Origin of the sequence: Microcoleus sp. B13-B6 (genome assembly GCF_036705405.1) — a bacterium.
GTDB lineage: Bacteria > Cyanobacteriota > Cyanobacteriia > Cyanobacteriales > Microcoleaceae > Microcoleus.
On sequence record NZ_JAUBUJ010000026.1, the window covers coordinates 1 to 25,936 of the forward strand.

At 46.1% G+C, this 25,936-nt stretch carries 31 protein-coding genes; 13 read left to right on the forward strand and 18 right to left on the reverse strand.

The window, feature by feature from the left end:
- The 5 genes from QUB35_RS13945 to fraC form a co-directional block, all read right to left on the reverse strand.
- Nucleotides 1-190: helix-turn-helix domain-containing protein (locus QUB35_RS13945; protein WP_333142467.1), on the reverse strand; the 190-nt coding region annotated here is incomplete at its 3' end.
- Nucleotides 191-603: 413 nt separating this feature from the next.
- Nucleotides 604-1,377, reverse strand: coding sequence for an ABC transporter permease (locus QUB35_RS13950; protein WP_333142468.1), 774 nt, complete (start codon nucleotides 1,375-1,377; stop codon nucleotides 604-606).
- 87 nt (nucleotides 1,378-1,464) lie between these two features.
- A complete protein-coding gene (gene iscB, locus QUB35_RS13955) occupies nucleotides 1,465-2,736 on the reverse strand; it encodes an RNA-guided endonuclease IscB (protein WP_333142469.1) in 1,272 nt (423 codons plus the stop codon).
- A 438-nt stretch (nucleotides 2,737-3,174) separates the two neighbouring features.
- Nucleotides 3,175-4,173: a DUF5357 family protein gene (locus tag QUB35_RS13960; protein WP_333142470.1), complete on the reverse strand. Its 999-nt coding sequence runs from the start codon at nucleotides 4,171-4,173 to the stop codon at nucleotides 3,175-3,177.
- Nucleotides 4,174-4,178: 5 nt separating this feature from the next.
- Entirely contained in the window at nucleotides 4,179-4,697 is a 519-nt protein-coding gene (fraC, locus tag QUB35_RS13965) for a filament integrity protein FraC (protein WP_333142471.1), read from the reverse strand.
- Between the two features lie 227 nt (nucleotides 4,698-4,924).
- Between fraC and QUB35_RS13970 the strand changes: the two genes are divergently transcribed.
- The 5 genes from QUB35_RS13970 (at nucleotide 4,925) to QUB35_RS13990 (ending at nucleotide 9,767) form a co-directional block, all read left to right on the forward strand.
- Nucleotides 4,925-6,058, forward strand: coding sequence for a cob(I)yrinic acid a,c-diamide adenosyltransferase (locus QUB35_RS13970; RefSeq protein WP_333142472.1), 1,134 nt, complete (start codon nucleotides 4,925-4,927; stop codon nucleotides 6,056-6,058).
- 644 nt (nucleotides 6,059-6,702) lie between these two features.
- Nucleotides 6,703-6,879, forward strand: coding sequence for a hypothetical protein (locus tag QUB35_RS13975; protein WP_333142473.1), 177 nt, complete (start codon nucleotides 6,703-6,705; stop codon nucleotides 6,877-6,879).
- 6 nt (nucleotides 6,880-6,885) lie between these two features.
- Entirely contained in the window at nucleotides 6,886-8,853 is a 1,968-nt protein-coding gene (locus tag QUB35_RS13980) for a calcium-binding protein (protein ID WP_333142474.1), read from the forward strand.
- A gap of 313 nt (nucleotides 8,854-9,166) precedes the next feature.
- On the forward strand, nucleotides 9,167-9,502 hold the full coding sequence (locus QUB35_RS13985) for a DUF6883 domain-containing protein (protein WP_333142475.1): 336 nt from the start codon (nucleotides 9,167-9,169) through the stop codon (nucleotides 9,500-9,502).
- Between the two features lie 10 nt (nucleotides 9,503-9,512).
- Complete coding sequence (locus tag QUB35_RS13990) at nucleotides 9,513-9,767, forward strand: DUF4926 domain-containing protein (protein ID WP_333142476.1); 255 nt, start codon at nucleotides 9,513-9,515, stop codon at nucleotides 9,765-9,767.
- 268 nt (nucleotides 9,768-10,035) lie between these two features.
- On the opposite strand, the gene QUB35_RS13995 is transcribed toward QUB35_RS13990, so the two are convergent.
- From QUB35_RS13995 to petN, 4 genes are all read right to left on the reverse strand, one after another.
- Nucleotides 10,036-10,224 (reverse strand): CsbD family protein, encoded by a 189-nt coding sequence (locus QUB35_RS13995; protein ID WP_333054441.1) that lies wholly within the window; start codon nucleotides 10,222-10,224, stop codon nucleotides 10,036-10,038.
- Nucleotides 10,225-10,590: 366 nt separating this feature from the next.
- The gene (locus QUB35_RS14000) at nucleotides 10,591-10,839 is read right to left on the reverse strand and encodes a DUF167 domain-containing protein (RefSeq protein WP_333142477.1); all 249 of its coding nucleotides are present in this window, start codon (nucleotides 10,837-10,839) and stop codon (nucleotides 10,591-10,593) included.
- Nucleotides 10,836-11,435, reverse strand: coding sequence for a DJ-1/PfpI family protein (locus QUB35_RS14005; protein ID WP_333142478.1), 600 nt, complete (start codon nucleotides 11,433-11,435; stop codon nucleotides 10,836-10,838). Before QUB35_RS14005 ends, QUB35_RS14000 begins: the two co-directional genes overlap by 4 nt.
- A gap of 91 nt (nucleotides 11,436-11,526) precedes the next feature.
- On the reverse strand, nucleotides 11,527-11,616 hold the full coding sequence (petN, locus tag QUB35_RS14010) for a cytochrome b6-f complex subunit PetN (protein ID WP_071883976.1): 90 nt from the start codon (nucleotides 11,614-11,616) through the stop codon (nucleotides 11,527-11,529).
- An 82-nt stretch (nucleotides 11,617-11,698) separates the two neighbouring features.
- Here petN and QUB35_RS14015 point away from each other — a divergent pair, with 82 nt between their 5' ends.
- Entirely contained in the window at nucleotides 11,699-12,178 is a 480-nt protein-coding gene (locus QUB35_RS14015; protein WP_333142479.1) for a hypothetical protein, read from the forward strand.
- A 191-nt stretch (nucleotides 12,179-12,369) separates the two neighbouring features.
- Here QUB35_RS14015 and QUB35_RS14020 read toward each other — a convergent pair whose 3' ends face one another.
- From QUB35_RS14020 to QUB35_RS14045, 6 genes are all read right to left on the reverse strand, one after another.
- On the reverse strand, nucleotides 12,370-13,044 hold the full coding sequence (locus QUB35_RS14020) for an SDR family oxidoreductase (RefSeq protein WP_333142480.1): 675 nt from the start codon (nucleotides 13,042-13,044) through the stop codon (nucleotides 12,370-12,372).
- Between the two features lie 157 nt (nucleotides 13,045-13,201).
- Nucleotides 13,202-13,813, reverse strand: a complete 612-nt coding sequence (locus QUB35_RS14025) for a class I SAM-dependent methyltransferase (protein WP_333142481.1) — start codon at nucleotides 13,811-13,813, stop codon at nucleotides 13,202-13,204.
- Between the two features lie 364 nt (nucleotides 13,814-14,177).
- On the reverse strand, nucleotides 14,178-15,221 hold the full coding sequence (gene bioB, locus QUB35_RS14030; protein ID WP_333142482.1) for a biotin synthase BioB: 1,044 nt from the start codon (nucleotides 15,219-15,221) through the stop codon (nucleotides 14,178-14,180).
- A gap of 17 nt (nucleotides 15,222-15,238) precedes the next feature.
- Nucleotides 15,239-16,543 carry an adenosylmethionine--8-amino-7-oxononanoate transaminase gene (bioA, locus tag QUB35_RS14035; RefSeq protein ID WP_333142483.1) on the reverse strand — a complete coding sequence of 435 codons (1,305 nt, stop codon included), beginning with the start codon at nucleotides 16,541-16,543 and terminating at the stop codon, nucleotides 15,239-15,241.
- A gap of 214 nt (nucleotides 16,544-16,757) precedes the next feature.
- Nucleotides 16,758-18,170, reverse strand: a complete 1,413-nt coding sequence (locus QUB35_RS14040; protein ID WP_333142484.1) for an adenylate/guanylate cyclase domain-containing protein — start codon at nucleotides 18,168-18,170, stop codon at nucleotides 16,758-16,760.
- A 381-nt stretch (nucleotides 18,171-18,551) separates the two neighbouring features.
- On the reverse strand, nucleotides 18,552-18,662 hold the full coding sequence (locus tag QUB35_RS14045; protein ID WP_333142485.1) for a hypothetical protein: 111 nt from the start codon (nucleotides 18,660-18,662) through the stop codon (nucleotides 18,552-18,554).
- A gap of 698 nt (nucleotides 18,663-19,360) precedes the next feature.
- Here QUB35_RS14045 and QUB35_RS14050 point away from each other — a divergent pair.
- Nucleotides 19,361-20,110 (forward strand): class I SAM-dependent methyltransferase, encoded by a 750-nt coding sequence (locus tag QUB35_RS14050; protein WP_333142486.1) that lies wholly within the window; start codon nucleotides 19,361-19,363, stop codon nucleotides 20,108-20,110.
- Nucleotides 20,111-20,359: 249 nt separating this feature from the next.
- Nucleotides 20,360-21,718 carry an FAD-binding oxidoreductase gene (locus QUB35_RS14055; protein ID WP_333142487.1) on the forward strand — a complete coding sequence of 453 codons (1,359 nt, stop codon included), beginning with the start codon at nucleotides 20,360-20,362 and terminating at the stop codon, nucleotides 21,716-21,718.
- A gap of 148 nt (nucleotides 21,719-21,866) precedes the next feature.
- Here QUB35_RS14055 and QUB35_RS14060 read toward each other — a convergent pair whose 3' ends face one another.
- Nucleotides 21,867-22,250, reverse strand: coding sequence for a hypothetical protein (locus tag QUB35_RS14060; protein ID WP_333142488.1), 384 nt, complete (start codon nucleotides 22,248-22,250; stop codon nucleotides 21,867-21,869).
- A gap of 517 nt (nucleotides 22,251-22,767) precedes the next feature.
- Nucleotides 22,768-23,658, reverse strand: a complete 891-nt coding sequence (locus QUB35_RS14065; RefSeq protein WP_333142540.1) for an ABC transporter permease — start codon at nucleotides 23,656-23,658, stop codon at nucleotides 22,768-22,770.
- 299 nt (nucleotides 23,659-23,957) lie between these two features.
- Between QUB35_RS14065 and QUB35_RS14070 the strand changes: the two genes are divergently transcribed.
- From QUB35_RS14070 to QUB35_RS14090, 5 genes are all read left to right on the forward strand, one after another.
- Nucleotides 23,958-24,290 carry a Tse2 family ADP-ribosyltransferase toxin gene (locus QUB35_RS14070; RefSeq protein ID WP_333142489.1) on the forward strand — a complete coding sequence of 111 codons (333 nt, stop codon included), beginning with the start codon at nucleotides 23,958-23,960 and terminating at the stop codon, nucleotides 24,288-24,290.
- An 81-nt stretch (nucleotides 24,291-24,371) separates the two neighbouring features.
- A complete protein-coding gene (locus QUB35_RS14075) occupies nucleotides 24,372-24,608 on the forward strand; it encodes a hypothetical protein (protein WP_333142490.1) in 237 nt (78 codons plus the stop codon).
- Between the two features lie 127 nt (nucleotides 24,609-24,735).
- Nucleotides 24,736-25,011, forward strand: a complete 276-nt coding sequence (locus QUB35_RS14080) for a type II toxin-antitoxin system HicB family antitoxin (RefSeq protein ID WP_333142491.1) — start codon at nucleotides 24,736-24,738, stop codon at nucleotides 25,009-25,011.
- Nucleotides 24,977-25,456, forward strand: a complete 480-nt coding sequence (locus tag QUB35_RS14085) for a DUF433 domain-containing protein (protein WP_333142492.1) — start codon at nucleotides 24,977-24,979, stop codon at nucleotides 25,454-25,456. The genes QUB35_RS14080 and QUB35_RS14085 overlap by 35 nt, the downstream gene beginning before the upstream one ends.
- Complete coding sequence (locus QUB35_RS14090) at nucleotides 25,446-25,700, forward strand: type II toxin-antitoxin system PemK/MazF family toxin (RefSeq protein WP_333142493.1); 255 nt, start codon at nucleotides 25,446-25,448, stop codon at nucleotides 25,698-25,700. The genes QUB35_RS14085 and QUB35_RS14090 overlap by 11 nt, the downstream gene beginning before the upstream one ends.
- Before the next feature lie 35 nt (nucleotides 25,701-25,735).
- Here QUB35_RS14090 and QUB35_RS14095 read toward each other — a convergent pair whose 3' ends face one another.
- The gene (locus tag QUB35_RS14095; protein WP_333142494.1) at nucleotides 25,736-25,903 is read right to left on the reverse strand and encodes a hypothetical protein; all 168 of its coding nucleotides are present in this window, start codon (nucleotides 25,901-25,903) and stop codon (nucleotides 25,736-25,738) included.
- Between the last annotated feature and the right edge of the window lie 33 nt (nucleotides 25,904-25,936).

Consider the following 25,936-nt stretch of genomic DNA (forward strand, 5'->3'; position numbering starts at 1 on the left):
GGGTGTCTATTTCGCAATAAGACCCAAAAGCATAGCTCCGAGGCGTTTCAACATTTCTGTTGTTAGTCTCCCAGCCGATGAAGCGTTCTCTGAGACAATAATTACGGTGCTTACGCAGTGTTATAAGCCATTGGGCCATGAGCGCGGCTTGCTCTTTGTTTGGTTTTAACTTGTAGTTCCAGCGTTGCATTGTTTTTACCTCCTTGCTATATTGTACACATAAACTGAGTACACATCGTGGAAGTTATGGAAAAAGATAAGAGATTGCATATACGCATCAGTTCTCAAGAAGCTGAAATTCTTGCCCGTTACTGTACAAAGACAATGCGCTCTCAATCAGACGTACTGAGAGGGTTGATTAGGAAACTGGAAAATCAATAAAAAGCCGTCGTAGAACGACGGGGCTTCAGACCCAGTTTTTTGGTGAATTACAGTAGTCATAAGTCACCTCATTTTACCAATAAAAGTTTGAGTTTTAGTCTAGATGGGCGATCGATAACCTTGTCTATATCTTAGCGCGCTAAGTCGATAATAAAATTGGTTTGTAGTTAGGGCTAAAGCCCTCACTACAAACAATTACCCTGAAGGTACGGAATGCGCGCTTTAAAATTCCCTACGGGAAAATATGGCGATCGCAATTGACAACAGCAGCACCATATACAGCAAACCGTAGCCAGCATCTGTAATCAAACCTGCCAAGTAAGGAACTTGTCCGTAAACAGCATCATTTCTCAAATTGAATCTGGCTAAATCCGGCAAAACCAGATAAAGTCCCATCATCAATTGTTCAATGCCAGGATTTTTAGTTAACTTGCCCAAAGCTACTAAATCCCGCGTCGAATGTCCCATTAAATAAACGCCAAATGTCAGTAAAGTTGCCAGCAGCGAACTGCTAAAAACCCCAAATAAAATCCCGACACTGGCCATGAGACAAAGCTCCAACCAGATAAACAGCGAAGCGATTAAAATGCTTTCCAAAGGGAAAGGAATGCGGCTCAAACTCAGAATAGCCAGATAGATAACAGTCATTGCCGCTACAAGAACCGCCAGCACCGCCGACAGCCCTAAGTGCTTGCCCACAATTAACTCAGCCCGACTTATCGGCTTGGCAACTAACAGATAAACAGTCCGCTTTTCAATTTCTTTGTTGACCAGTCCGGTAGCCACAAAGACTGTGGCAATTAGACCGAGGAGGCTCATAGCAGCCAAACCGACATCTAAGATAATTTTCTTCTCGGTTGTCGCCGCTAATTCGGGTATCAACCGTACCGAGGCGCCCATCAACAAAGCAAAAATAATAATTAAGTAAAGGATGCGATCGCGAATTACTTCCCAAAATACATTGGTCGCGACTGTCAAAATTCTTCTCAAATTCATAAAAAAATTCGCTAACTGGGAAACTCAGCGACTTCAGTCCTGAGAGGGAAACGACCCGGCGATTTCAATCGCCTTGAATCTTCAAATTCAAAATGAGTAACTGTAGCCATCTTTGTGGTGAACAATTTTGCAGTATTTATGGCTAATCCCTTGCACCAATTCTGATGCCGAGATATTGAACGAACCCGTCGATCTAACCGCAACCCGACCAACATATTCACCTATTTTTTTGCCACTGGTAACGACTGCTTTTACAATGTCGCCGGTTTGAAAACCTTTGACAAACTTGTTTCTCGGAACGTACCGAGATGGGAAGCCAAAGTTGTCTGTGCGGCACATTTGACGAGTCCCGTGTCCAGTTGTCTTGATTAGCAATGGTTTACTCGTTACTACAGACAATGATTCAATTTGACCGACACAAGCAGCATCAAGCCAATGAGTTTTAGGTAGTTGCAGTCGAGTACGATTAAACTTTGTCAGTCCACCTGAACCAGTCAAAACGGGCAACCCCGTTTCTTTCAGTCGAGAGAACAACGCCCATCGAGTCGAATTCACAGCAGCAGCATCCTTAAGCGGACGTTTTGCTTGTGCAAGAATGTGCTTCAAGATGTCAGGTTTCTTGACTAAAAATTGCTCAACATCTTGAGTGCCTTTCTTCTGGTTGCACTTCTCGCAAGCAAGGCAGAGATTAGAAATTCGATTGCTTCCACCTTTAGCTTTTGGATGAATGTGTTCAACTTGCAAAGGTACATTTTCAGTGTCGCAGTAAGCACATTTTCTGTTCCATTTGTTGAGTAGATATTCACGAACTTCGTAACCTTGTAGTTCGCCTTGTTGGTACTCAACGCCGGAGATATCAGGATTTTCTAGTTGTTGTAGGTCAAATCTGACAAGCTCTTGAACGATCAAACTGATTGGTGCAAGTCTGCGTAATTTGTTAACCCAAGTTAGGGTGGTTTCTACCCGGTGCTGCAAGGATGGTGCTAACCAACCTTTTTGGCGGGTACGGTTTAAAAACCTTGCTTGGCGGTAGCGAGTATGACGGTTTCGTCTTCCTCGACGCAGTGCGCGACGGGAATCAAGACTTGCTTTGATGGCTTGACCTCGATGAGTTAGTTCAGCGCCAAAAATTACTTTCTCACCTTCTAGTAAAGCGATGCCAGTAGTTTTAGAACCTGGATCTAACTTGAGACTAATTGATTCAATAGTTGCTGTTACCACCTTTTTGAGAATAATTGTGAAGGGGAACCTTCTAAAAACAGCCGCTTTACGGGCAGTTAACAACTTGTGAGCCATTGACGGCTTACAAGGTGTTAGTGGTCTTTTGTTTGTATCGAGTACGAAAATAAAGTTGGACATTGTTGCGTCCCTCCACTTGCGTGTAATGTTAGCTTCGCCAATGTTATAAAAGCTTTTTAAACCTGCAACACTGCCGAGCGTGACTTTAAGACTGTTTAATTGCAGATGACAGAGCAGGGAACTAGCTTCGCATTCGCCTGGTGTCGTGACTTGAATAACGTAGATTTCAAGAATCTTAGGCTGGTCAGCATAGCTTGCTCGATTTCTCTTGCAAGCTCAGTGGCTTTAGCCCTGAGTTACTGACCTAGTTATTAACCCGCTGGAAACTTTCGCCATACTTTAGTGCAAGGAAGAAGGAAGAAGGAAGAGGGAAGAAGTTATTAGGAAGAAGGAAGGGGGAAGAAGGAAGAGGGAAGAAAGAGGATTTTTTCCATCTTAGACTCTCAGACTTTCCCACTCTCCCGCTATACCGATCGCAATTAGTTAACAGAGACAGAATCACACTTGACTGTCTCCCGCAGTTCCATCTTTTTTCTGTCCGGGTTGAGAGCGTTTAATGGCATCGCAGGTTACAGTCGCCCTATTGGCTATCTGGAACACCTCGCAAGATTTGGTAAACGAATATATTTCCGGTCTAAAAACCAGCCCCAGCCAAGTGGCCTGCATATCTAACTGATAGCGGGACTCTCCTTGGACGATCGAAGTTTTGACATCCCAGCTAGCATCTTCTGGGACTATCCCAGTTGTTTTTAAGGCTTGATTCCGCAGAAAAAATCGCTCGTTGTCAATATCTATTAACATTTGCTCTACTTGCGCCCACGGTTTTGTGCGGGCTTCATTTCGCAGGTATCCCTCCATTGCATTGAGGATGACAACTCCTCGGGAGCGATTAATAGTTGGCCGTTGAAATGTCACCACATAATCGCTTTGCCTTAAATCCTGAGATAAAACGCTCGGATACTGTTGTATCCAACCTTGAATTAAAAAGTGAAAAGCAAACCAACAGGAAAACAGCACGTGAACTAGAGTAATCATCAAAAACTGAGGACGCACCAACGACCTGATACCTTCCCGTTTTGACTCGCTATTCCAAATCTCTATTGTAGCAAGAACTACTACTGCTATAATAGGGCCGGATATCCATGCTATTTCCTTCCTATCCGACGGCAATCTTACCAGCAACCACAAGCCAATTAAGATGCTTGTCACCCACGGACTCAGACTTACTCCTTTAATCACAAAAGGTTGCTGACTCGTCAGCAAACCCATTGAAAGTGTAAAAAATAACCAGCTCATATCAAAAAGCAGAGTTCTCGTCCGCCAGTCAGTGACTGCCGCCACTGTCAGCAAAGCTAAAAAGATGCTGAGTAGTAAAGGAGTCTTCCAGTGGACAACTTTAGGCGGAATCATCGCCTTTTGGATTTTTTTATTGGTTTCCCAAAGGTTGTTCGTCAGCTTAGTGAGTTGCTGAGTGACATCTAAAAATTGCTTCATCATAAATTTCAATAGACGCTTTGCAAAAACAACACGGTTAAAATAACGATATTGCTAACAGTGTGGGCGATTAAAATTCCCCCAAACTGGGTAGTTACTTGAAAAGTTTTTTTGGGAGGACGGCGGGTGAGGGTTGGTGGTCCTAAAAACTGAGGTTTGGAAGCTTTTTTATTGCCTGAAACCATGTTTTCTATGAATTCTAATCCCTGCCATTTAGCTAGAAAGGTGACGGCTAATACTGAGAGTGCTATCATAGTTATGGGAGCGTAAACATTATCCCCACGTCCTAATAAGATATAACCGATAAGCTGTTCCCGCAATTCTTTGCTAAGAACGCTTTCAATGCCGAAGAAAACTAACCAGCCTACGCAAGTGCAAGAGAGATTGAGGATGGCTGTATATTCAATGCTGGTTTTGGGGCCGAGTTTAAGTAGTTTTTGCAAAAACCACGATTCGATCGCGATCGCCAAAAACATAATTAAAATTTGCACCAAAACAGTCCGAAATGGGAAAACACTCGCAATCATAAGCCTTTAGGTATATCAGTCCGTGTTAAATTTTAATTGTACAGCACAAACGGAATAATCTTAACCGGAGGTTTGAGCACCTGATTGCGTTAGATCGCGACTTAAAAAATTGGGGGTTAGGACTTATCGTATAATCTGTTGAGATCCGCCAACAGAATGGAAAAATTAGACATTCAAGGCGCGCGATCGAATACCCACCCCGATACAGACTCAAACAACTGCTGATTATGGTAAGGAATGGCATTGGTATTCGGACAGCCTCATCCCGGTCGGAACGCGCCGCAGGTCAGATTCACGTCTACGACGGCGCTGGTAAAGGCAAGTCTCAGGCAGCTTTGGGAGTAGTGTTGCGCTCGATCGGGCTGGGTATCAATTCTGACTCGCCCACGCGAGTCTTGTTGCTGCGCTTTCTCAAAGGCCCCGGCCGCTCCTACGACGAAGACGGGGCAATAGAAGCCTTGCAACGGGCATTTCCGCACTTAATCGACCAAGTGCGTACCGGCCGTGCCGAATATTTTGGGGCCGAAGCAATCACCCGCTTCGATCGCGCCGAAGCTCAGCGAGGCTGGGATATCGCCAAAGGAGCGATCGCAAGCTCGCTCTATTCCGTCGTGGTACTAGACGAACTAAACCCGGTATTGGACTTGGGTTTGCTGCCAGTTGACGAAGTAGTCCAAACCCTCAAAAACAAACCAGAATATTTAGAAGTCATCGCCACAGGCCGAGCGGCCCCCGAAGCTTTGCTGGAGATTGCCGACTTACACTCAGAAATGAAGCCCCACTATAACCCCGCAGTGGCAGAGCATCATATTTCCGGTATCGAAATATACACCGGAGCGGGCAAAGGCAAGTCTACGAGCGCTTTGGGCAAAGCTTTGCAGGCAATAGGTAGGGGTATCAGTCAAGACCAATCTCACCGGGTGTTAATCGTGCAATGGCTCAAAGGTGGCACTGGTTATACAGAAGATGCGGCGATCGCAGCTTTGCGCCAAAGCTACCCGCAGCTAGTAGATCACCAGCGGTGCGGCCGAGATGCTATAGTTTGGCGGGGGCAACAGCAAGAGCTAGACTGCATAGAAGCAGAACGCGGCTGGGAAATCGCCAAATGTGCGATCGCCAGCGGCTGGTACAAAACGATTATTCTCGACGAACTCAATCCCACAGTAGACTTAGAACTGCTGCCGGTAGAGCCGATCGTCGAAGCCCTGCTACGCAAGCCGCGGGATACAGAAATTATTATCACCGGGCGCTGCCACAAACCCCACGCTTACTTTGACTTGGCAAGCGTACACTCCGAGGTATACTGTCACAAACACTACGGCGATCGGGGCGTAGAACTAAAGCGGGGCGTAGACTTTTAAAGCCCGGAGCGGTACTCGGTTCAATCCGGGTCAGAATTATTAAGTCAGGAACTCAGGGCTAAAGCCACTGAGCTTGTAAGAAATTACAAGCTATTCTGACCAGCCTAAGTCTTAACTGACTACGTTATTTGAGTCACGACACCGGCGAATGCGAAGCTAGTTTTCCGCTCTGTCATCTGCAATTAAACAGTCTTAAAGTCACTGAGACAGTGTTGCAGGTCTAAAAAGCTCTTATAACCTTGGCGAAGCTAACATTACCCGAAAGGGACTCGGAGACAACCATATCTCCATAGAGGGGCAACCATACCCCTCTAACCCCGCAAGGGGATTCAAGGCGATTGAAATCGCCGTGTCGTTTTCCTCTCAGGGCTGAAGCCACTGAGTTTCCCACTTACCGAGTATTTTTTATGATGGCCCTGCCTGGAAAACCGGAAATTGCCACAAAGCCTTGTTACCAAGTAACAAATCTCCCAATTTCCCTTGTCTTCCCGATCACCCAGATCAGCCTTTTTTAATCTTTAATGTCCTCCCCCGGACGCGATCCCCGACCGCCAACCCAGAATGGAACATTAAGAATATGAGCCGCGTCTTGTAGAGCGTGAGCACCTGAGACAGTGCACCAGGATTATTAAAGGGTGAAGACATTGAATATAAAAGCTTACAAGCAAAAAATCCGCGAGGGAGAAAGTCTAGACAGGGTTAACGCCAGTAGGCTAGACTTGCGGCTGGCAAACAGGTTAAACTACAGCGGAATCCAAACATTCGGTGTTCTAGGCAGTGTCTGTAGTCGCACCAGCGATGACCAACAAGTAGAGGAGTGAAGCTTTATGACAACGTTAACTGACAATTCCGATCAAACTAATTTAAACACTCCGGGACTGGGCCCGGATACAATCTTCGCTGGAGCGGGGGCGGATTTAATTACAACTTCTACCCTCGGCGGCAGTTTAATATTTGGCCAAGCCGATAACGATACTCTGACTTCCGTCGGCCCGAACGATACACTGTACGGCGACGGCGACGAAGATTCATTAGTAGCCCAGCGCGAGCGGGCTTTGCTGTTTGGCGACGCAGGCAGTGACACCGTAGTCGCTCAAAGCCGGAATACGACCCTGTACGGCGGTTTGGGAGAAGACTTGCTCCAAGGTACAGTCGATGGCAACCTCATGTTTGGTAATGAGGGTACTGATACGATGCTCGGAGGCGCCCTCGGAAGAGACTCCCTCTACGGCGGCAAGGACAATGACTCCCTCGGCTTCTTCATCTCCGGCGGCGGCAACAACCTCGGTCTTCCCGTCGGCGGCAGCGCCGGTGGCAATGCAGGTAGCAACTACTTGCGGGGGGACCTTGGCGCCGACTACGTTGTAGGTATCAATCAAAAAGATACTCTGTTCGGCGGTAAAGACAACGACACACTGTACGGTGTGGCCAGCAACAGCTATCTGTCGGGCGACCTTGACAACGATACTTTAGTCATTCGCAACAGTAGCCAGCCGAACCAGTTTGCTCTAGGCAGCTTCGTCACCATTGGCGTTGAGAAAACCACCTTGCTCGGCGGTGCCGGCAACGATTCTCTCGTCGGCGGTATCGCCGAGTTTGGCGCCGGCAAAAACTTCTTCGACGGCGGCGACGGCAACGACACGATCACGGTTTTTGCTACTCAGGATACCGCGTTGGGAGGTGTCGGCGACGACTTCATCTCGTCAGGAACCACGGTGAATGTAACTTTGAGCGGAGGTGCCCAGAGTTCATTTGGAGGCTTCGCGGGTCGCAACTTGCTCGACGGCGGAGTGGGCAATGACACGATCGTCGCTGCCTTCTCCAGCGATTCGATGATCGGCGGCGAAGGCAACGACAGCCTGAGCGGTACATTTACTAATGCAGTCGGTGGAGATGGCAACGATACTATCAATGCTACCGCTGCCATTTTTGGTAATGCTACTGGTACTGCTTTGATTACTCTCGAAGGCGCGCTGGGCGGCGATCTGTTAATTGGCTACACCAATCCTACTACTGCCAGCAGCTTCACCGTCACCAACCTCTTTAACGGTGGCGAGGGAAGTGACACCCTGATCTTTGGCAGCGATCGCGATAGCCTGATTGGCAACGCTGCCGGTAACGACTTCATCTCCTACGCTAGCAGCGTCACCTTTAGCGGCACAGTCGCCAACTTGATTACCGATACCTTAGGCAGCAACTTTATTACTGGTGGCAACGGCACTGATGTCATCACTACTGGTAGCGGGGATGACGTCCTATTCGGCGACTCATCCAACGCAACATTGGGGGACGATACCTTAAATTCCGGTGCCGGAAACGACACGATGCTGGGCGGCTTTGGAAACGACTATTTGATCGGCGGCGACGGTAACGACTCTCTCGGCGGCGGGCCTGGTGCTGACACGCTGATTGGCGGATCGGGTAATGACAGCTTCTACTACAACAACTTCGGTGAGGGCGCCGATGGTACTAACCCAGACCAAATCGGCGATTTTACGATCGGCCAAGACAAGTTTATCTTCCAAATCAATGGCTCCAACGGCTTCCCCAACTTGAGGGGAGTGCAAAATACGAATCGACTTTCTTCGCAGGCGTTCTTGGCGCTTGAGAGTGGGCAGTACAACGGCAGTTTTGGTCCAGCCGGGGCGGGCCCGTCAGATCCGTTCGTCTTTTATGAAAATGAAACCGGACGACTAGGATATGACTCTAACGGTCTTGCTGCTGATGGAGTAGTTACGCTGGCAAATCTAAATGGCAGACCGGGCATTACGGCTGCTGACATTACCCTGATTTAATTTGGGTAAAAGTGGGTGGAGTCGATTCTGAAACATCGCCCTACCAACTCTCAAAACTAATTGTGCTATGTTTCGAGCTGGGGATATCCATCCCCGGCTTTTTTGTGGGCATTGGGGATTGGGCATCGGGGATAGGGCATTGGGCATTGGGCATTGAAAGGAAGGGCAGATTCACCGATCCATTTTGCCACCCATCAATAATGTTGATAAACCAGCCACCCAACTCAAAGACGATATAATTGACATTTGAGTAACAGTCGATTATCGTAGCAGACTAATATTCTATTTTGTCCTTCAAAAAAAGTTATTAATAGTGAAACTGCCCAATGGTCATCTAGCAGATTTAGGCAATAAAATAGAAGAATATTCTCTAAATCCGAATCATCAAGAAGGAAAAAATAAAGCTGTTTTGTTTGCCAGTAAGTTAGGCATTACCCTAAAAAATGCTGAAATGCTCAAACAGGCTTTAAAAGAAGCTGCTATCAACGAAGATGTTGTTATTCAAAAAAACAATGAATACGGAACACATTACAACATGAAATTCTTGCTGAAAACCGAAGTAGGTGAATCTCTGATTCTAGCAGCTTGGATCGTCCGCTTAGGTGAAAGTTTCCCCCGATTAACAAGTTGTTATCCCGTCAAAAAGTGAGGTAAAAACAATGAAAACAATTAAAGACCTAGATATTGTTGCTTTAACTGAAGATTTAGAAGCCACCCATTTTGAAACAAAACAAATCATTAAATTATATAAAGGACAAGTAGGAACAGTCGTGATGGAATTTGATGGCAGTGCTTTTGAGGTAGAATTTTCTCATCAAGATGGTAGAACTTATGCAATGGAAACAATTCCCGCTACAAAATTAATGCTTTTGCATTATGAATTACTGGAATCTGTAGGGGCTGTTAGCCGGTGAATTTTGCCAGCAATAATGTTGATAAACCCGCCCCCACCCAACGAATAACCCCGATTAAGCATCGTCGCGCAACCGTTAAATTCAATTAATTCTGAATTTTTTGGTTGGTGGGGGCGGGTTTATGAGATGGTTAGTTTTTGGCAATTATGGTTGGTAAAACCCGCCCCTACATATTGGTACAAATGATTTAGGCTAATTATAAAAAAAATCCCGCAAACATATCGTTTGCGGGATTTAGTAGGCAGGAAACTTGTAGGGAATACTGTTACTAAGCTCGGTCTACAATCTCTTTTGCTTTATCTTTGAGGTCTTCTTTCAGGTGAATTGCTGATGCTTCATCCTGCTTGGCTTGACCTTCTAATTTATCTTTTTGATTGCCTGTAACTTCGCTAACAGCTTCTTGGATTTTGCCTTCAATATTCTTCGCTGTGGCTTCGACTCTATTTTCAATGTTCATAATTTTTTATTCTAACTCTACAACTACTAATATATGATTTTAAAGTTGAGTCTAAATCCATCTTTAGATAGATTGGCTGTTAACTTTATAGATATCCGGTAGGGAGACGGCACCGTGCCCATTGGTGTCAACTTAAGCTCAAACCAAGTTACAGATTGCTGTTTGACTATTAAGGCCAGATCCCCCCGGCGCCTAGGGCGGGCACTCTTGGCACCGCCCCTACGAAGGGGGGGACAGGAAGCCTCTTTAAGTCAACCCCTACTCCCCTTCTTAAGGGGGATTTAGGGGGATCTAGACTCGACTATTAGCGAGATTTCTCAAGGGTTTTAGTCTTAAGTTGACACGACGAAAGGCACTGCCGTGTCCCTACGGAGAGATAGAAGTTGCAGGTTCGATCGCAACTTCGACAAGTTTATTTTTAGAGGAAAAACCAGATTTAATGCCGATCGCAGATTTGGGCACTTTAAACTTTTTCGCCAACAGCATGATTAATTCTTGGTTGGCTTTACCCTCGACTGGCGGCGACTTGAGATGTATTGTGAGGCTGCCGTCGGGTTGCTCTTCGATGCTTTGCTGTTTGGAATTAGGTTTAACTTTGACTGTGAAAATAGTCATACTTTGACTTTCTCTGAATGTTCGATCTTCGTTCCCAAAACTTTCAGGAATTCAGCCAGCCAGTTAGGATGTGCTGGCCACGCGGGGGCGGTGACTAAATTGCCATCGACTACGGCTTCGGTAACGGGAACTTCTGTATATTTGCCGCCGGCCCGGAGTACGTCGGGGCTGCAAGCGGGGTATGCGGTGCAGCGTTTGCCTTCGAGTACGCCTGCTGCAGTTAGAACTTGTAAGCCGTGACAAATAGATGCGATCGGCTTTTTGGTGTTGGCAAAGTAGCGGGTAATTTGCAGGACTTGTTCGTTGAGGCGGATGTATTCTGGGGCGCGTCCTCCGGGGATAATCAAAGCGTCGTAGTCGGCGGGGTTGATTTCGTCAAAAGTTGCGTTTAAAGTGAAGTTGTGACCGGGTTTTTCGCTGTAGGTTTGATCGCCTTCAAAGTCGTGAATTGCGGTGCGAATTGTTTGACCCGCGGCTTTGTCCGGGCAGACGGCGTGGACGGTGTGACCTACCATTTGCAGTGCTTGGAAAGGTACCATTACTTCGTAGTCTTCTACAAAGTCGCCGACTAACATTAAGATTTTTTTTGCTGTCATGTTTCCTACTCCTGTTATTTTGATTTGGTTAAATAGGATGAAAAAAAATGCGGGGCAGTTAAAAAGCTGGCCCCGCAAGCTATTCTGGAATCTAGAAACCGTTGCGTCCCCAAATGACCATTGAAATTGAGAAGGAGAACAGAACTAGCACCGAAACCCAACCGAGTGACAAAATATCCATAGCTATTTATTGAACAAACTGTACAAAGTGACTCCAACCCCTATGATAAGTCAATTTGAGCCATTTTTGAAATGAGGGCGCTGTGAAGGATTCGTCAAATTTTAGTGCGGCTGAACGGGTAGAATCTTTGAAGGCAGGGACGGTTGCTGGTTTGTCTTGTTTGCTGGCTTTTGGGGCGATCGCCCTTGGTAATAGCTTAATTCTAGCGGATAGGTTGGATTCTCTGGCGAGTTTGCAGGTAAGGGAAATTGACCTAAATTTTGCCTTCAGGGCGACTATCGCATTTTTGGGCGGTTTTTTGTTCGGCGTGACTTACCGCTATGCGATTCGCCGAGATGTTAACCCGCAGCTTAAATCTGGTGCGGTGTTGGCTTTTGGGTTGGTGCGGGCTTTTGGACAGTTGGATGCTGGATTGTTTTTTGAATCCGGGAAGATGCCCGCCCTACAGGAGTTATTGCCGTTTGCGGTTCGCGGTGTCGAGAGTGTGGTGTTGTTTGCGATCGCGGCTTTGGTTTTGGATTGGGCGATCGGGCGATCGTGGATTAAGCCTTTCGATTCTTGAGATTTGCCGTTGGTTGGGGACAGGTTTACGATCGCCCTCCGTCAAAAACTTGTAGGGGCGGGTTCACCAATAGTTTCAAAGGATACCCAAAGACTCAAAAACCCGCCCCCACCCCGCGCGATCGCCACCCAAGTGGGGGCGGGTTTACGAGATTATCGGTTTTAGGCAATTATTGTTGGTAAAACCCGCCCCTACAGATTTAATTCCTCAAATTCTGGATTGCCGTAAACCATCTGTTTATCTACCGCTGACAAAACTTTATTGTTAGCAGCATCAGAAACTAAACACTGACAAACTAGCTGCGCTACATCTGCCCGGTGAATCGTTCCAGCAACTCGACAATCTTCTGTTAAAATACCGTTGCCTGTTGCAGGTTCCGATTTGAGTCCGCCGGGACGAATCACTGTATAAATCATCCCGCTTGCTATCAAATGATTTTCGGCTTTTTCCTTTTCAATTAAAACCGGGCGCAAAGTTTCTAAAGCTTGGGGCGGCAAAGCGCCGACACTATTACCGCTGCCGATTGATGAAACTAAAATAAACTTTTGCACGCCTGCTTTGACAGCCGCATCAATCAAGTTTTTGTTGCCCAAATAATCGGATAATTCTACATCTTTGGGCAAGCCGCCAATTGTGCTGATTACGGCATGAATTGGCTCACCCCCAGCCATCGCCGCTTCCATAGCTGCTGCATCCAAAGCATCGCCAGTCACGACTTTGATGCCCATTGCTTCTAATTCGGTGCTGGTTGCGGGCGATCGCAAAAGTGCAGTTACTTGCATCTTTTGGGCTGCCAGACATTTCGCAATTTCTAAGCCGACTCCTCGACTAGCACCCGCTAAAAAAATGTGGGATTTCTCTGTCATATTAATTGTGTTTTAAGTTATGCAGAAATTGGTTGTTTTGACTGTGGAACAGTATACAACAATCCTCTGTAATTTTTTGAATTAGTTTTTTTTTACCGCAGAGGGCGCAGAGGGCGCAGAGGAAGAGAGGGGAATGATTGGCAATTTCCCATTTACGTTAGAGTTTTTTGCCCACTATTACTACCCAAGATTGAGCTTCGCGGGGTAAGCCGGGGGGGCGATAGTAGTGATTGACAATTGCAAATCCCGCTTGTTCTAAACAAGGCGCTAAAGTATGATATTCCCATCCGGCAGTATAGCGTTTTCCCGTTGGCCGCTCGTCGTATCCTTCCCAATTTCCCCGGCACATTGACATGACAATTGCGCCGTTAACAACTAAGGCTTTGTGCAAATTTTGCAGGACTTTCACCATCTCGTCGCTGGGAACGTGAATCAGGGAAGCATTGGCAAAAATACCGTCAAATTCTGCCTCTGGCAAGTCGAGATTCAGAAAAGATTGCTGCCAAACTTCGCATCCTGACAACTCTTTTGCTATTTCTACAAAAGCTGGAGTTGCATCTAAGCCTACAACTGTGTGTCCTTGGCTCTTGAACGCTACTAAATCTCGTCCCGGCCCGCATCCTATATCGAGAATTTTACCGGGAGTGCGGGGCATGGCAGCGGTCAGTGCGGAGCGATTTTGGGATACGTCGTGATGCCAAGTTCCTTCTCGGAAAGATTCGGCAGTTAGCTGGTATTCTGCGATCGTAATTTCTTCGCGTTTGTCCACAATTTCCCCCTCTTGTATTATTTTAGATTTTAGATTTTAGATTTTAGATTGAAGAATGTTAACCGTAGGAACACTCCAAGAGCCCATTGGTGTCAAATTAAGGCTAAAACCCTTGATAAATATCGGTTTTAGCCTAGTCTAAATCCTCCTAAATCCCCCTTAAGAAGGGGAGTAGGGGTTGACTTTTATCAAACTCTTGTCCCACCCTTCGTAGGGGCGGTGCCCCCGTGCCCGCCCTATGCGCCGGGGGATCGAACCCTAATAGTCAAACAGCAGGATGGTACTAAGTTTGACGCTAAGTACACAGGCTTTGGGCACTGCCGTGTCCTACTCTATTTCATCCGATTGAAAACTGGTATAAGAGTTACACAGCCAGGGTTTTTTGTTCGGATTTGGTAACTGCTGAATCAACTTCTAAGAGAGAACCTTCGGGGGATTCGATCGCAAATCCCGCATCTCGAATCATGTCCCAATCTTGATGGGCAGCTTGTCCGGGAGTTGTCAGATAATCGCCAACAAAGATAGAATTAGCGGGGTAAAGTCCGAGAGGTTGCAGCGATCGCAAATGTACTTCCCGTCCCCCAGCAATCCGAATTTCTTGACTGGGAAGCAAAAATCGGAACAAACAGAGAATTCGCAAACATTGGCGGGGAGTTAACCTGTTCACATCTGCAAATGGTGTGCCGGGAATCGGAATAAAAAAGTTGACGGGTACGCTAGTAACGCCCAACTTGCGAAGCGAAAGCGCTAAATCGATCGCATCATCATCCGATTCGCCCATCCCCAAAATTCCGCCGGAACAAGTTGTGATCCCCGCTGCTTTTACGTGTTCGACGGTTTCCACCCGATCGCCAAAAGTGTGAGTGGTGCAAATATCCGTGTGATATGATTCGGAAGTATTGAGATTGTGATTGACGCGATCGACTCCAGCTTTAGCCAAACGATGAGTTTGCTCCTCGCTCAACAATCCCAAACAAGCGCAAATTTTTAGGTTATAATTTGCCTTCACAGTCTCGACAGCATCCAAAACGCGATCGAAAGTAGATGCGTTAGGTTGGCGGCCCGAAATCACCAAACAAAACGTACCAGCTTTTAAATCTGCGGCGCGTTGGGCGGCATCCAGAATTTTCTCCTTAGCTAAAAGCGGATATTTCTCAATTTCCGCAGTCGAAATTTTTGACTGAGAACAATAATGGCAATCTTCAGGACAAAGGCCACTTTGAGCATTTAACAAATAGTGCAGCCTGACTCGGTTTCCCCAGTAGTGGCGGCGCACCCGATAAGCTGCGTTTAGTTGTTCCAGCAAAACCTCATCCGGTGCGCGCAATACGGCTAAAGATTGCTCGCGAGAGAGACATTTGCCCGCCAGCGCGTCGTCAGCCAAATCGTTCCAATTGGGTAAATTCATTACTAAAATTAAAGGGTTTACAGAGTATCCAAAACCTGACGAATCACCCGATAAATCGATTCTAGTTCATCAGGAGAAATGCAGTAGGGAGGCATCAAGTAAAGCGTATTTCCCAAGGGGCGGAGCAAAAACCCCGCTTCGAGAAATCTGGCTTTCAATAGAGGAGCGATGTCATTAAAATAACCGGAATCGCTTTCCGTTTTCACATCCATTGCTGCGATGGTGCCACAAGTCCGAATCCGTTCGAGTTTAGGATGATTTCTCAGCCATTGATTCAGATATTGGCGGTGCAATTTTTCCATCCCTTGATACACATTTGGGTTTTGCTCCAAAAGCTCCAAGGATGCTACACTCACCGCACAAGCTAAGGGATTTCCGGTGTAAGAATGACCGTGAAAAAAAGCTTTGTCCCATTCATCTCGCCAGAAAGCTTGATAAATATCCTCCGATGCCATTGTGACAGCAATTGGCAAACAGCCACCAGACAATCCTTTAGACAAACACAGGATATCCGGTGAAGTTGCAGATTTAACCGAGGCAAACAGTTCGCCCGTGCGCCCAAAACCCGTCATTACTTCATCGTAAATCAACAATACATTAAATTGGCCCGCAAGTTGTGCGATCGCCCGCAAAAACTCAGGGCGGCACATTCGCATCCCCCCAGAACCTTGCACCAAAGGTTCGATAAAAATACCCGCATAGCCGCCCTGCTTTAACAAAAACTCCAATTTCTCTAAACTCGCAGCCTCATTGCTTTCCACCTGGCTGTCGCCGTCAAAAGTCGCCGGAAAAGGAACAACATCCCCAGCAAACATTAAAGGTGCAAAAGATTCCCACCACAGCGAACTTCTCCCAGCAGACATCGCGCCCACAGTATCGCCGTGATAACCTCCCTCAAAACTAATAAAGCTAGTGCGGTTAGTTTCTCCGAGATTGCGCCAATATTGAAATGCCATTTTCAGAGCAACTTCAACAGCAGTCGAGCCGTTATCAGAAAAGAAAATCCGCGTTAAAGAAGCAGGCGTATGAGTTAGTAATTTACTCGCAAGTTTCTCGGCAGGTTCGTGAGTAAATCCGGCAAAGATTACGTGTTCTAACTTTTGGGCTTGTTCGTAAAGAGCCTCTGCCAGAACTGGATGGCTGTGGCCGTGAACAGTCACCCACCAACTAGAAATGCAGTCGAGAATTTGCCGCCCGTCTGCTAATTCCAGCACAGATCCTTTGCCGCGAATTACCTTCAGTGGGGGGCCAGCCGTTTTCATTTGCGTGAAGGGCTGCCAAATCGGTGAATTTGAATAATTATGTTCCTGATTCGCAGTCATTTTTGCCCCAATTACTAATATTAACCTGCATTTTAATATAGCAATAATAACGCCCTTATGAACTTTTTATTTTTGATTCTTTCTTCATCTCTTCCTTAGTGTCCTTAGCGTCTTCGCGGTTCGTTAAAAAAAATCTAGTTGGGTGTCGATGCCCCCTGCCTGGGAACGTCAGCCCCCCTACCACGTATTCGCAGGCAATGGTTAAAATTGTCAGTTACAATTTTCTGCCTTTGAGCAAATAAGTCGTCATAGATCCTTTGCCTTTAACATTAATTTTACCCCGCTTTTCCAACAAATACTTATCGCACAGCAACTCATAAGTTGAGTTGCTAACTTGAATTTTACCCGGAAGTCCCTGAGATTCCATGCGGCTTGCTGTATTCACAGCATCTCCCCACAAATCGTAAATAAACTTTTTAGTGCCGATGACACCTGCTACCACAGGCCCAGTATTAATGCCAATGCGGATATTGAGAGGTTTACCGCATTCGTCGCGGAATTTCATAATTTCTTGCTGCATTTCTAAGGCCATTTCGGCAATAGATTCGGCGTGATTTGTACAGGGAAGCGGCAAACCGCCTGCTACCATATAATTGTCGCCGATAGTCTTAATTTTTTCTAAGCCGTATTGTTCGCTTAAGCGATCGAAAGCTGAAAATATTTTGTTAAGTAATTCTACTAATTCTTCAGGAGATGTGCGCGAAGATATTTCGGTAAAGCCCACAATATCCGCAAACAAAACTGTAACATCGGCAAATCCGTCCGCAATATTTATCTGACCTTGTTTTAGGCGATCGGCAATCATTACTGGTAATATATTTAGTAATAAACGTTCCGACTTTTCTTGTTCGGCGCGCAATACTTCCTCAGCTTGTTTCCGCTGTGCAATTTCCTGGTAAACTCGGTGAAACATTTGATTGAATGCGACCATGAGTTCTCCCAACTCGTCATCCCGCTTGACAGACAGAGAGTAGAAATCAGGTTGTGCTCGATCTTTGCTCAAAGCGTCTCCGGCAGCGATCAAGTCATCGCGCAATCTCAAGAGAGGTGCAATTACTGTCACGCCTAAAAAAAACATAGTCACAGAAGTGACAAAGGCTGATATAATAATGACTAGAACAGCCACCCGTCCGATAAATGCGTAAAGTTCCGGTTGAACGGTGGAAGCATCGTGGCGAACAATTAAGATGTAATCGCCTCCCAAATGTCGCTCCGTCCAAGCAATATCGTAGCGCTTGCCATCGAAATTGTGACTGTGAACTATACGAGCTTTTTTTAGTTGCTCTAAACTGATTTCTGGGGATTCGCCAAGTGTATATATTAGCTCACCGTTAGCTTGGTAAATAGATAGTCCTAAGACTACTTGAGAATCCTTAGTAATATTTTTTACTTCTTCTTGCAAGAAAGTGCGATCGGAAATATCTTGTTGGAGCAAAAACTCTAGGGAATCAACAGTCGCCCGAGATACCTGTTCCAGTTGACTTAAAAGTTCATTTTCGCGCCGAAAATAAGAGGGAACTAAAATAATTCCCTCTATGACAAGAATGCTAGCAAATACCCACAAAGCTATTTGCCTAGACAAGCGAGATTTGAAAAATTTCAAAAATGATAAAATCCGCAATAACATAAAACTTACTATTTTGCCAATGGCTAATGTAGGACCTAGGAAAAAAAACCGGGTTTCTCGTAATCAATTTTGGGTGTGTCAACGAAGCAACCGCCCAGAAACCTGGTTTCTCACATCCCCTGTGTACTTCCTATAATTGTCAGCAGTCAACAGCCAGCAGCTATTAACTGTTACTTCTTGGCTGCTTGCTGCTGACTAATATCATGTCCGATTGATTAACCATAATATCGCGGTCGGGGCGGGTTTTTCAGATTGTCAATTATTGGCAGGTATTGTTGGCTCACGGGCCCCTACGAAAATCGCGGTCGATCGACCGGACATGATATAATGACTGATGACTCTGGACTAACTAGCAGACCCCTTAATAATATAATAAACAAATTAAACCGAAACTGCGCTGACTAGCCTGCCTCCAAGCAGATAAGTATTCATATCGCCCTTGCCTTTGACGTGGATAATTCCTCTGTCTTCAAACAGATACTTATTTCTCAATATATCGCAAGTTGATTGTGTGACTTGAATCGCGCCGACAATCCCGTTAGGGTAGAGGAAAGCTCAGACATATTTGCCATCGCTACTCCTACACCTACACAAAATAAAATTGTCAGCGCAAGCAGAATTCGCTTATAAATTAATTGGCTGATGGCAGCCCGAATTGGAGAAATCAACTGGCGCATGGTATCCTCAAGTGTGAGGTTTAATCTTGATGGGAATTTATGCACTACTAACATAACACTGCTTTTTCAAAGTGTTTTGTTGGCCTCGGGGGTAAAGCAAGACTCTCTGAGTGCAACCGAGGGTTAATTATTGTTTACCGCGAGTGTTTCGCTTATCCGTAAGAATACGCATAACTTTATAGTGGTTTTCTGTTGAGTGAAGTACAGATGATCGAGTAAGGACACGGCGCCGTGCTTATTGGTGTCAACTTAAGAATGAAACCCCTGATAAATCTCGCTTTTAACCCAGTCTAGATCCCCCTAAATCCCCCTTAAGAAGGGGGACTTTGAGAAGATTCCTGTCCCCCCCTTATTAAGGGGGGCTAGGGGGGATCGAGCCTTAATCGTCAGACAGCAAATCCGTAGTACGTTTAACGTTAAGTTGACACGCTTTGGGCTGTGATCTCTCCCTACTTCACGCAATTTTTGCTTGATATCGGTTAGGATAGCAATTGTAGTCTATGGTTGGCGATCGTGAATTCTGACTCTACTGCCTCACCTGCGCGCAACGAAATTTTGCCGGGAGAAGTTTTCGTCAATACTGCCAATTTTGATACGGGTATTCGGCGACTTTTACCTAAATATGACGAAATGTTGGATGTATTAGCAGCCTGCATTGCTAACGCAAACCACCGCATTTTAGAACTCGGCTGCGGTACGGGGGAACTCACTTTAAAAGTTCTCCAACGCTACCCGTCTGCGGAAATAGTGGCTGTCGATTACTCACCGCGAATGCTTGATTTTGCCCGCGCCAAAATAGAGTCTGCAGGATACGCAGCCCGGTGGACTGGTTTAGAAATGGATTTTGGAGAATGGGCGGACAATCCAAATTTCTCAGGCTTGGGCGATAAATTCAATGCTTGCATTTCATCTCTGGCAATTCACCATCTTGAGGATGACATGAAGTTGAAATTGTTTCAACGCATTCGCGAAAGTTTAAATGCTGGTGGCTGTTTTTGGAATGCCGATCCTCTTTTAGCAGAATCAGCAGCAATGAAAGATATTTATCAAGCGGCGCGAGAAGATTGGGCGCTAAATCAGGCGGAAACTTTAGCCGAAATTCGCGCAAATGTGGGGACGAGTGTCTCTTACGGGTATTCTAATCCCGATCGCCTAGCTACACTTTCGGCACAGTTGGAAATGCTGGTAAAAGCTAGATTTGAGACTGTTGCAGTGCCTTGGAAATACTACGGTATGGCGGTGTTTGGGGGATTTGTTAATTAAAAAAGCAGCCCTGGAAGCAGAACTTCTATATGTAGGGTGCACGAATAAGCACCTTACTGCTTAAAGAAAGATTGCAATTAGTATTTTATGTTACTAAGTTCTGGTTGATAAAATATATAATATGAATTCCGGTTGCATTGGAATGATTAAACCGCAGAGAACGCAGAGAACGCAGAGGAGAGAACAGAGAGATGAATAATTCCGATGCTAACGGATTTGATATAATACTGCGAGCATAAAGGAAACAAAATGACTGCCACTGCGATTCAAAGTATTGACTGGGATGCTTTTTCTTCGGAACTATCGGGAATTGAAATAATTAGCGATCGCGCGCAAGTTGTCAAGCTATCTCACGACTATTATCATTTCAGTCCAATTTTGCAACCTCTCTTAAGTGATAAAACAGGAGATTTAGTCGTTCGTCCCGCCAGCGAAGCCGAAGTTTTGCGAATTGCTGCGGCCTGCGTCAAATTCAAAATTCCGCTAACTGTTAGAGGTGCAGGAACGGGCAATTACGGGCAGTGCATTCCCCTCAAGGGCGGCGTCATTTTAGATACCAGCAAAATGCACAATATCCGCTGGATAAAACCGGGTTTAGCTTGCGTAGAACCAGGGGTGAAAATGTCGGTTTTCGACAAACAAGCGCGAGAAACTGGTTGGGAATTGCGGATGGTTCCCTCAACCTATCGCACCGCAACGATTGGGGGATTTATCGGCGGCGGTAGCGGGGGAATTGGTTCGATAACTTACGGGCAATTGCGCGATCGCGGAAATCTTCATGCTGTTCGAGTCGTTACAATGGAAGACGAGCCCCGCGTCATCGAATTGCGCGGCGATGAAGTGCAAAAAGTCAATCACGCTTACGGCACAAATGGAATTATTACTGAGTTAGAAATTCCTCTCGCCCCTGCTTATCCTTGGGCGGAAATCATCGTCGCTTTTGACGATTTTATGACATCGGCAAACTTCGGTCAAGCTTTGGGCGATGCTGACGGAATTATCAAAAAACTAATTTGTGTTTGTGCTTGGCCGATTCCTGCTTATTTTGCTGCTTTCCGCGATGCAATTCCTGAAGGTAAGCACTGCGCTTTGTTAATGGTAGCTGAATCTTGTCTGGAACCGCTGCAAGATTTGGTGCGCGAATATGGCGGCACAATTTGCTATCAAAAAAACGCGCAAGCAGCGAGCAAAGGTGCAGCTATTGCTGAATTTACTTGGAATCATACAACTCTCCACGCTCGCAGCGCTGACCCGTCTCTGACTTATTTGCAGACGCTTTTTCCCGCAGATAAAGGTTGGAAATTGATTGAGGAACTGTACAATTATTATGGGGATGAGGTGATGATGCACTTGGAGTTTTTGCGGATGAATGGCAGGGCGATCGCCGCGGCTTTGCAAATAGTTCGCTACACTACGGAATCACGGCTCAATGAAATTATTCGCTATCACGAAGAGCAAGGCGCATTGATTGCTAATCCTCACACTTATATATTGGAAGATGGAGGGATGAAAAGTATTAATGTGGAACAGTTGCAGTTTAAAGAGTTGGTCGATCCTTACGGTTTGCTTAATCCGGGTAAAATGCGGGCGTGGTTGGAACGGGATTAAGGAGGATGGTTTTTAGATTGTTCGGCGGTTTCAACGGCTGCTAAACAAACGAAGTCCGCCTTCGCGGACTAAGGAATAAAATTAAAACTCGGCGGTTGAAACCGCTGCTAGACAAACGAAGTCCGCCTACGCGGACTAAGAAAGCAATTTAAGGGACGGGGGCGGTAATTTCTGCTGGTGCGATCGCCCCTGGTGTAGGTACTGCTTGGTTTTCCAGTAGTAGGCGCTGTTTGTTGCGAAATTCTGCGGCCGCATCGTTTAAATTTTGGCGCTGTTCGCTATTAAATTCTTCCATGCTGCGGCCACCGCCCAATTTCGATCGGTGAATTAAATCAAATATTCCCCTTCCGCTGCTGTCGCCGGAAAAGGGGTCGGTATTGTCTTGAGTTTGAAAGTCTTGCAGCGGTTGGGCATTATTTAAACCGCTGGCTTGAGCGAAGCTTGCTTGAGGGGAGAACAGAACACAGGATGCGATCGCGCTTGCAGCAATCCCCATCATCAATTTGCCGGATTTGGAAGTTTTGGTGTTCATCATTTATTAGTTGAATCTTCAAAAAAACAATTCTATCTAAACAATATTCTGACTTGCGACTAAATATTATATTACTTCGCTGGGGCTAAGGACAGGGCAATGCCCATTGGTGTCAACTTAAGCTTTTAGTCCCGCAGTCCTCTCGCTTACCCCAGGACGGTTTCATTCTCCGTAGGGGCAATCCCCCCGTGGTTGCCCCCATGTCCCAAATGCCTGTGAAATCGTCTGTGGGTGGGGGCGGGCACGGGGGCACCGCCCCTACAAAAGCCTGATTTTCGTGAGAATGAAACAGTCCTATCGTTGACCCGGCAGTCCGCCAGGGAATGAATTCCCTGTCTCATAGCGAAAGTCCTCTGAAAGAGGACTGAAGAACTCATTAGTCCTATGCAAGAGGACTTTGGCTTTGAGAGTCTTGTTTCAACCCCTGACGGACTATCGGTTTTACCTTAAGTTGACAGGACGAAAGGCACGGCGCCGTGTCCTAGAATTGACGGTGCAGGTGAAACGATCGCCCTTACTAAGCAAATCGGCGTCGCAGCAGCGGTTGAATGCTCAGCAGCGCCACCAAATCAAACGCCAGCAGCACTAACAGCGCTCCTCCAAAGGTGACATTACCCCAAGGAGCGTGCATCACGACACTGGCTAGCGACCAATCGCTGTGCAGGTACAGGTAGCGGATCGGTTCGATCGCGTAACTCAGAGGATTGAGAGTCACCACAACTTGCAGCCACTCTGGCATAAATGACAGCGGCGCGAGGGCTGTGCTGGCAAATAACAGCGGCAAGTTAGTAACAAAAATTACCGCTATTAATTCTACGTGGCCGGGGAGAGCGAAGGCTAAACCCAGACTCAAGCCGGTGACGCCCAAAACTAACAGCAGCACAATCAGGGCGATCGCCCCAAGTCCGGCAATTCCGGGGAATCCCGCGCCCAAAAACGCTCCCGCTGTAACGATTGTGCCGGTTTGGATAAAGCTGAGGGTGACGATAAAAATAGCCGAAGCCAGGACGATCGAAAATCTGGAAGCCAACGGCGCGACTAACAAGCGGTTGAGAAATCCGAACTCGCGATCGAACATAATCGGCAAACCAGCATTCAGCGCCCCGGCAAAAGCAGTAAAAACGATTACACCAGCGCCGAGAAATTGTCCGTAATTCTGGCTTTCGCCGAACAAGCCGGCGGGTGCATTTTCAAACAGAGCTCCGAACAAAACCAACCACATCAGCGGCTGAATAATGCCTGCAACTAGCGTCGAGGGGCGGCGCTGCAATTGAATAAACAGGCGCTTGGTTAAGGCGAGTGTTTCTTGGATGAAGTCGGCCAGCAGGGAAGTGGAAGTGTCAGCGGATGCCGTGGAGAGTGGCCGCTGCTGGTTGAGGTTGTTGGGGGATGTAACAGTACCGCTCATAATTGCTTGTTGTTGATTTTGATTAAATCTGAGATATTGCACCAGTTGCAATCATCCCTTTAGGGCGGGCTAGAAGCCCAACCCCTACTCCCCACAAGAAGAAAATTGACTCTTTGTGGAACAGGCATCTTGCCTGTTAAGCGAGAATGCTGCTCTTGGGTGAGTTAAATCGAACTCTCTTTAGGGTAGCAAGTCTGGAGGTATTGGTGGTGTTGGGCGGGCGATCGTCACAAGCCAGCAGATTAGGTTGTATAGTCATTATGATAAATTCTACATAGCTGGGAATCTTCGATCGAGACATGGCAGAAACACCGATCGCTCTATATCGGCAAGGCAACGCTAATTCACCTAGAATGGATAATGTCCGACCGAACAAAGATGTTGCTACTTATGAAGAAAATGGTCGCATCTGGGTAGATCCTACTTTAGGAGGTGGGATTTCGACATTTGCTACTCAAAGAAGCGACAAAAACTGGTGGAAGTTAGATGCGGAGAGTGAAATTCCTGCCGCGCTTGATTTAGTTAATGACCACAACGATCATTGGTTGTGGAAACCGAGTCATATTATGCCGATAGAGGAGTACAAGGAGTCTCTTCGACTGATAAGTGCATCTTTCTACAAAGTGAGTTAACGATTTTCAGCTTTAGCAGCTTTGACACAGAGTGGGTTAGCATTGTGGCAAGTGAGTGTAAAGATTAAAAATGGAGTTCAGATGATTCTATCTTTTAAGGATGTACAATTTATTATCGAAGCTCTTGAGTTTCGGATAGAGGCATACCTAGAACGTTTGAAGGATGAAGAATTGGATGAGGATGAAGCATCAGATATCGGCAACGATCGCTATTTTTTAGAAGCGTTGCGCGAAGATTTAATGAAAGCTATTAAGGATGGTAGTCTGCCTAAAATAGCAGAATCTTCTGACGGTTTGTATCAAGAGGTAAGAAGTTAATGAGAGCGATTCCCTTCGGGATAGCTCCGCTTCACGCACTTTTTTGCGATAGGGGATGAGATGGGCGATCGCGACTGAAAAACGGTGCTGGATATGCTAGATTAAGTATGAAGAATTTGGCAAAAAAATGTCTTGTACTTTCACGGCAATTGTTTATTGGGAAGAGGATGTTTATGTAGCCGAGTGTCCTGAAGTGGGAACGGCTAGCCAAGGAGAGACGATCGAAGAGGCGATCGCCAATCTCAAAGAAGCAACGGAACTTTATTTAGAAGAATTCCCTCTGCCTAAAACTTCCCGCCGTCTGCTAACTACATTTGACAGTGCTATCCTAGATAAAAGAACCATCAGACATTGGCGGGGAAAAAATCTTGTCAACTATCACGGATATAGGAACTCTAATTAGCCGTCAGCCTGACATACATGGTGGCTGTCCAATTATTGCCGGGACTGGTGTTACAGTCCGGCGCATCGCTATTTGGTACAAGCAAAGTTTGAGTGCAGAAGAAATTGCCGATCGCATCGGGCATTTAACTCTCACCCAAGTCTATGCAGCTTTGACTTATTACCATGCTAACCGAGAGGAAATTGAGGCTGATATTGCAGCGGAGGAAGCAGAAAGATCTCGAATAGAAGCATTGAATTCTCAGCGTAAGATTCAAAAGCAGCCGACGGATATAGCTTTAGAAATACCAACAGTAGCCAACTATCCCAGTCGCCGAGAATTTATGAAATTACCGCTGGAAGAGAGGGGAAGGATTTTAGAAAGACAAGCTGAGGCAATGTTGCAACATTACCAGGAAGATAGAGAATGGCAAGAATTAGAAGCAGGAGATTTAATTGACTACTAACTCTCCTTCTCCTAAACGGGGTGATATTTGGTTGGCTAATTTTGACCCAACACTGGGAGCCGAAATCAAAAAAATTCGTCCGGCTGTAGTGGTAAGTTCTGATAATGTTGGTAAGTTACCAGTGAAATTGGCTGCACCTATCACAGATTGGAAAGAATATTATGCTGGTAATATCTGGCACGTTAAGATTGAGCCAGATATTGCTAATGGTTTAACGAAAGTTTCGGCTTCGTTTGTAAACTGATGTTGTTATTTGCTTTCGCTCCAGCAACCGCCTGCTTATTTTAACAGAAAACCTTTCCCTTTACACCGTTGGCACACTGCTTCTCGGACTGCATCTTTAGGTTTTATTTTTCCCTTTCCTTGGCATGAAGGGCATATTACTCTCTGTTCTTTTTTTTCAAAAGCGTTTGGATCTCTTTTATCGGGTGGCTTTTCTTTGGACATAATTCATTCTCCTTGTAGACTTGTGGAAATCGA

Excerpts from the sequence above, each read along its gene's own strand:
- QUB35_RS13950 (WP_333142468.1), bottom strand. The coding sequence starts at position 1,377 with ATGAATTTGAGAAGAATTTTGACAGTCGCGACCAATGTATTTTGGGAA.
- iscB (WP_333142469.1), bottom strand. The coding sequence starts at position 2,736 with ATGTCCAACTTTATTTTCGTACTCGATACAAACAAAAGACCACTAACA.
- QUB35_RS13960 (WP_333142470.1), bottom strand. The coding sequence starts at position 4,173 with ATGATGAAGCAATTTTTAGATGTCACTCAGCAACTCACTAAGCTGACG.
- fraC (WP_333142471.1), bottom strand. The coding sequence starts at position 4,697 with ATGATTGCGAGTGTTTTCCCATTTCGGACTGTTTTGGTGCAAATTTTA.
- QUB35_RS13970 (WP_333142472.1), top strand. The coding sequence starts at position 4,925 with ATGGTAAGGAATGGCATTGGTATTCGGACAGCCTCATCCCGGTCGGAA.
- QUB35_RS13980 (WP_333142474.1), top strand. The coding sequence starts at position 6,886 with ATGACAACGTTAACTGACAATTCCGATCAAACTAATTTAAACACTCCG.
- QUB35_RS13990 (WP_333142476.1), top strand. The coding sequence starts at position 9,513 with ATGAAAACAATTAAAGACCTAGATATTGTTGCTTTAACTGAAGATTTA.
- QUB35_RS13995 (WP_333054441.1), bottom strand. The coding sequence starts at position 10,224 with ATGAACATTGAAAATAGAGTCGAAGCCACAGCGAAGAATATTGAAGGC.
- QUB35_RS14000 (WP_333142477.1), bottom strand. The coding sequence starts at position 10,839 with ATGACTATTTTCACAGTCAAAGTTAAACCTAATTCCAAACAGCAAAGC.
- QUB35_RS14005 (WP_333142478.1), bottom strand. The coding sequence starts at position 11,435 with ATGACAGCAAAAAAAATCTTAATGTTAGTCGGCGACTTTGTAGAAGAC.
- petN (WP_071883976.1), bottom strand. The coding sequence starts at position 11,616 with ATGGATATTTTGTCACTCGGTTGGGTTTCGGTGCTAGTTCTGTTCTCC.
- QUB35_RS14020 (WP_333142480.1), bottom strand. The coding sequence starts at position 13,044 with ATGACAGAGAAATCCCACATTTTTTTAGCGGGTGCTAGTCGAGGAGTC.
- bioB (WP_333142482.1), bottom strand. The coding sequence starts at position 15,221 with ATGAATTTACCCAATTGGAACGATTTGGCTGACGACGCGCTGGCGGGC.
- bioA (WP_333142483.1), bottom strand. The coding sequence starts at position 16,543 with ATGACTGCGAATCAGGAACATAATTATTCAAATTCACCGATTTGGCAG.
- QUB35_RS14040 (WP_333142484.1), bottom strand. The coding sequence starts at position 18,170 with ATGTTATTGCGGATTTTATCATTTTTGAAATTTTTCAAATCTCGCTTG.
- QUB35_RS14055 (WP_333142487.1), top strand. The coding sequence starts at position 20,360 with ATGACTGCCACTGCGATTCAAAGTATTGACTGGGATGCTTTTTCTTCG.
- QUB35_RS14060 (WP_333142488.1), bottom strand. The coding sequence starts at position 22,250 with ATGAACACCAAAACTTCCAAATCCGGCAAATTGATGATGGGGATTGCT.
- QUB35_RS14065 (WP_333142540.1), bottom strand. The coding sequence starts at position 23,658 with ATGAGCGGTACTGTTACATCCCCCAACAACCTCAACCAGCAGCGGCCA.
- QUB35_RS14070 (WP_333142489.1), top strand. The coding sequence starts at position 23,958 with ATGGCAGAAACACCGATCGCTCTATATCGGCAAGGCAACGCTAATTCA.
- QUB35_RS14075 (WP_333142490.1), top strand. The coding sequence starts at position 24,372 with ATGATTCTATCTTTTAAGGATGTACAATTTATTATCGAAGCTCTTGAG.
- QUB35_RS14080 (WP_333142491.1), top strand. The coding sequence starts at position 24,736 with ATGTCTTGTACTTTCACGGCAATTGTTTATTGGGAAGAGGATGTTTAT.
- QUB35_RS14095 (WP_333142494.1), bottom strand. The coding sequence starts at position 25,903 with ATGTCCAAAGAAAAGCCACCCGATAAAAGAGATCCAAACGCTTTTGAA.